The organism is Pseudomonadota bacterium (assembly GCA_010028905.1).
In the GTDB taxonomy this organism is placed as follows: Bacteria; Vulcanimicrobiota; Xenobia; order RGZZ01; family RGZZ01; genus RGZZ01.
On the sequence record RGZZ01000370.1, the window covers coordinates 1 to 5,042 of the forward strand.

General features: G+C 68.6%; 6 protein-coding genes. All 6 read right to left on the reverse strand.

The genetic code is table 11. The features are described 5' to 3' along the window. A partial coding sequence (locus tag EB084_19260; protein ID NDD30402.1) for an NDP-sugar synthase occupies positions 1 to 728 on the reverse strand: 728 nt, incomplete at its 3' end. Beyond that, positions 725 to 1,468, reverse strand: a complete 744-nt coding sequence (locus EB084_19265) for a ComF family protein (protein ID NDD30403.1) — start codon at positions 1,466 to 1,468, stop codon at positions 725 to 727. The genes EB084_19260 and EB084_19265, both read right to left, overlap by 4 nt. Positions 1,469 to 1,670: 202 nt before the next feature. Beyond that, on the reverse strand, positions 1,671 to 2,477 hold the full coding sequence (locus EB084_19270; GenBank protein NDD30404.1) for a glycosyltransferase: 807 nt from the start codon (positions 2,475 to 2,477) through the stop codon (positions 1,671 to 1,673). After that, positions 2,395 to 2,874, reverse strand: a complete 480-nt coding sequence (locus EB084_19275; GenBank protein ID NDD30405.1) for a zinc ribbon domain-containing protein — start codon at positions 2,872 to 2,874, stop codon at positions 2,395 to 2,397. The genes EB084_19270 and EB084_19275 overlap by 83 nt, the downstream gene beginning before the upstream one ends. A 128-nt stretch (positions 2,875 to 3,002) precedes the next feature. Further along, positions 3,003 to 4,145 carry a cation transporter gene (locus EB084_19280; GenBank protein NDD30406.1) on the reverse strand — a complete coding sequence of 381 codons (1,143 nt, stop codon included), beginning with the start codon at positions 4,143 to 4,145 and terminating at the stop codon, positions 3,003 to 3,005. A 95-nt stretch (positions 4,146 to 4,240) separates the two neighbouring features. Continuing rightward, positions 4,241 to 5,042 (reverse strand): alpha/beta fold hydrolase (locus EB084_19285; GenBank protein NDD30407.1); only part of this gene is annotated, 802 nt, incomplete at its 5' end.

A 5,042-nucleotide genomic window follows, 5' to 3' on the forward strand; every position in this document is an offset into this window, starting at 1 on the left:
GGGGGCGGCAGAACCACGCCCGCCCGACCCTCGAGCGTGTCGTGACTGGCCTGCAGGTAGCGGCTCGGACTTCCGATGTCGAGCCAGTAGGCATCGGAGAGCGACGCGTAGAGCGGCTTTCCCTCGGAGAGAAGCGTGGGGAACACCTGGTGCTCGAACATCCACCGCTGGCCCGCCGGCATGGCGGCCACCACCGAAGGCTCGAGCACGTAGACCCCCGCGTTGATGGCGTTGGTGGGGGCCGACTCGCGCGGGGGCTTCTCGATGAACGAGCGCACGCGCCCGTCGGCTTCGGTGACCACCACGCCGTACTGGCTGGGGTCTTCGACGGGGGTGAGCGCGAGCGTTCCCAGTGCCCCGTTCGCACGATGCAGGTTCACCAGCGCGGTGAGATCGATGCCCGAGAGCACGTCGCCGTTGAACACGAGGAACGTGTCGTCGAGGAGCGACTCGACGTTCTTTACCGCGCCCGCGGTGCCCAGCGGCTCATTCTCGACCACGTGCCAGAACCGCACCCCGAACCTCGATCCGTCGCCGAAGTACGCCTCGAAAGCCTCGCTCTTGTAGCCGAGGGCGAAGATGATCTCGTCGAAGCCGTGCCTGCGCAGCGTGTCGACCTGATGCTCCATGTATGGCTTGTTGACGATGGGCACCATGGGCTTGGGAACGTCGTAGGTGAGGGGGCGCAGGCGCGTTCCCTCACCGCCGACCAGAATGACTGCTTTCATCTTCTTCCTCCGTGCAACATCTGGCGTGCCGCCACCACGCCCCAGACCCGCGCGCCATGCTCACGCAGGGCCTGGGCCGCCGCGTTCAGCGTCGACGCCGTGGTGCACACGTCATCGACGAGCAGGACACGCCTTCCTCGAACCTCTTCCGCGGCCTCGAAGACCCCCGCCAGCTGCGCGTGGCGGGTCTCGCGATTGGCGGTGCTCTGCACGACCCCATCGACCCGGCGCCACAGCAGATCTGCCCTGTGAGGCAGGCCCAGGCGCACCGCGACCCGGGAGGCCAGCAGCACCGACTGGCTGTACCCACGATTCGCCTTGCGCGACGCATCGACAGGCACGGGCACCACCAGATCGACCCCGAAGCCTCGCTGACGAACCCGCTCCGCCATGCGCGACGCCAGCACATCGGCGACCCGCCAGCCGTCGCGATACTTGAGCGCGAGCACCAGATCGCGCAGCATGCCGCTGTATCGCCCCACCGCCACCGTCGCCTCGAAGGCGGGCGCGCCGATTCGGCGACAGTCGGGGCAGGCAGCCCCGTCACGAACCAGGGGATGGTCGCAACGGGCGCACCGTGGGCCGCTCGCCGTCTCGATGCGCGCCTGGCAGGCCGCGCAGACCGCCAGCGGCCCTCGCGTCCGGCACGCGACGCAACGCGTCTCGAAGAGCCAGGCCAGTGTCGTCTCGATGGCCAGCCGCATCGGATGCGGCATCAGCGCACCTCGCGCTTCAAACATCTGCTCACCCTGTTCCTCCTGCGTGCGCGCCTGCGCGTGATCTCATGTTGATCAGATGAAGCGCGAAGGTCGGAAGAATAGAAGGTCAGGCGTTGACAAAGAGGTGCGAGGGAGGCCGATTCTCGACCTGCCCGCCATCTCCCTGCGCACGTTCGACCGTTGCGCGGGAGCGCACGGCTACAAGCCACCAGGCTTCGGGGGCTCAGGAAGAGCGACGAGGCTCGAAGAGAACGGTGAGCGCGAACTTCGGCAGCGCCAGCATGCGCACGAACCGGGACGGCTGGCGGAGCAGGCGATGGAACCACTCCAGACCGAAGCGGCGCATCCACGCGGGCGCGCGGTCGACCCGCCCGGCAATGACGTCGAACGACCCGCCCACGCCGATGGCCACCGGGACGCCCAGCGCCTCGGCGTTCTTGCGACACCACAGCTCCTGACGAGGAGAGCCGAGCGCGGCCAGCAGGACGTCGGGGCGCGCGGCCCGCACGGCCTCCACCACCACACCGTCGTCCTTGAAGTAGCCGTCGTGGATGCCGGCAATCACCAGGCCGGGATGACGCGCGGCAAGACGGGCCGCAGCCTCTTCAGCCACGCCGGGCTGGCCTCCGAGGAAGAAGAACCGCCACCCCTCCCGCGCCCCGCGCTCGGCCAGCGCTCCCAGCATGTCGATGCCGGCGACGCGGTGCACATCGAACCCTTGGCGACGCGCGGCCCACACCACGCCGATGGAGTCCGGCACGAGCAGCTCGGCGCCGCTTGCAACGGCGCGAAAGGCCTCGTTGTGGCGGGCGTTCATGACCATCTCGGTGCCCAGGGTGATGACGAGGTGCGGCCTTCGGCTCGCGATGAAGCCCGCGATGCAGTCGACCGCCTCCGACATGGAGACGCAGTGCAGGGGGATGCCGAGAACGCGAGCGACGGGAAGCTCAGGCAACGTGCGCCACGACCGCCGTTCGACAGCGCTCGAGGGCCGCCAGGCGCGGCGGCGCCGATGAGTGATGGCGCCCATGCCCCGACGCGAAGATGACGATGGCGATCTTGAAGATGAACGCCGCCGCCACCAGCAGCATCATGAGCACCGCGAGAAGACGAGACCCCGCGCCCACGGGAGGCGGTGGCGCAAGCGGGCTCGAGGGGCGAACACCGGACCACGAGTCTCGCAACGCCTGACTCTGCGTGGGCGGTGGGGAGCCGTGATCGACCTTCCACTCCGGCGGGTTCGGAGCCGACACCGCGGCGCTGGCGAATCGCGGGGGAGCCACGGGTGACGAGACGTCTGCGCTCGGGCCTTGAGAGGCGGTGCCGACGGGGGAGGCGGCAACCATCTGCGGCGTGGACTGATGGCCGCAATCGCTGCAGAAGCGCGAATCGGCTTCGATCGTCGCACCACACTTCGGGCAGAGCATCACTGAATCTCCTTGACGCCTCGGCACCGCTTCTCCGAGCAGGGCTCTCGAAAGAAGTTCACGCGTCAAGGGGGCATTCCCTCCACGCCCCCCCAAGGGACAGGTCGCCGCGAGCGGCCCGCCCTCGCTCAGGACGAGGCGTCTCCCTTGGCCCCCGCGGCTGCGGCGGCACTGGCGGGCAGGCTGGCTGGCGTGCTGGTGGGGGCGCGCTTGACCTGATCGAGGGTGCAGTAGAGGTTCTCGGGCCCGCAGAGCTCCCACTCCGGCTGCAGCGTGCAGTGGTGCACCTTGAACTCTTCCGCCAGCGCGTCGCGCACGGCGTTGAGAACGGCCGCGCTCGACACCACGTCGAGCTCGCGCAGCAGCACGTGACACGTCAGCACGGGCAGACCGGAGGCAATCGACCAGACGTGCAGATCGTGCACCCCCTCGACCCCAGGCACCTCGAGAATCACGTGAACCAGGCGATCCATGTCGATGTGGGCGGGGGCCCCCTCCATCAGCACGGACGTGGAGTCGCCGATGATCTGCCAGGCGCCGAAGCCGATGAGCACGGCGATGAGCACGGCAATCACCGGATCGAGCCACGTCCAGGTCGGTTGCCACCACATGAGCGCCGCCGCCACGATGACCCCCAGAGATGCCGCGGCATCGCCCATGACGTGCAGCACCGCCGACTTCACGTTCAGGTTCTCGCCGCCGTCAGACGACAGGTCGTGCCCCACCCAGAGGTTCACAACCAGCCCCACCAGGGCAGCCACGATCATCATGCCGCCCTCCACCGCGACGGGCGCAAACAGGCGTCCCCACGCCTCGTGCGCGATGAAGAGCGCAATCACGACGAGGGTGGCCGAGTTGAAGAGCGCCACCATGATGCCCGTGCGGTGATAGCCGTAGGTGCGCTGCGCGGTGGGCGGGCGCTCGGCCTGCCGCACCGCGAACCACGAAAGCCCGATGGCCACGATGTCGGTGAGCACATGGCCCGCATCGGCGAGCAGGGCCAGCGAGTGAGAGAGAATGGCCACGGTGAGCTCGACCACGAGCACGAAGGCGATGAGCACGAACGCCACGGCCAGCTTGCGCGCGGCGCCCGGCCCTGTGGGGAGGGGATGGGCGTGTCCTCCGCCGTGGCTGTGATCGTGGCCGTGGGAATGGCCACCTTTAGGCGCGTCGTGATGCCCGTGCGCGTGGCCGGGATGGGTAACGCCCGACGGAGAGCCGTGAGCGTGATCGCAGTCGTGATGATCGTGGGCAGTACCGGACAAGCGCATCCTCCTTCCGCGTGAGCGCGGCTCTCGGGGGATTGGCCGTGCGTTCTCTTGATTCCCCCCGTGATGAGGCGCGCACGTCAGAGCGACTTGGGCGGCTACCTCGACGGATGCCGAGAGAAGAAGCGCCAGATGCGGAGACAGGCGTCGATGTTCCTCGACGTCGCTCCGCGCCCCGCACTTCTGTAGGGCTGGCCACCCGGCCAGGTGTGCCCGCCGCCCTCGATGGTGAGCTGCACCACCTCTGCGTCTGCACGCCCGCTCTCCCAACGCTGCTCGGTGACACGGGTGGGATCAGTGCTGTCGAGCACCTCGAGCGGGGTTGCAGGGCAAGGCCGGGCGCACCCGTCTCGAGCGGCCCACCACGAGGCCGTCTGCGCAGCAGACAGCACAGCTCCGCGCTCCCCCGCACGTCCGATGGCCCCCCCGTCATACGGCATGACCGGATCTGCGGTGCCGTTGAAGAGCACCACGGGTACCGATCGGGCCGGACGGCGCGCCTGCAGCGCGCGCGGAAGCAGCGCCGAGACCGGTGCGATGGCCGCAACCAGATCTGCGCGGTCACACGCAAATCGCATGGCCATCATGCCGCCATTGGAGATTCCCGTGACGTAGACCCGCGCGCGGTCGATGCTGAAGTCGTCATCGAGATTCTGGAGCAAGGTCTCCAGAAACGCCACGTCGTCTACGTCGGGACCCACCCCGCGCCCGTCGTTCCAGCCGTGATCTACCCCATCCGGGTAGGCCACAAGCGCTCCCGATTCATCGGCAAGCGTCTCAAAGCCACCTCGGGTGAGCGCGCGCACCTCTTCAGCGCTGCCGCCTCGAGCGTGCAGAACCAGAAGAAGCGCGGGGTTTCGCGCCAGTCGACGAGGCACGGCAACGAGGGCCGTGCGCTCC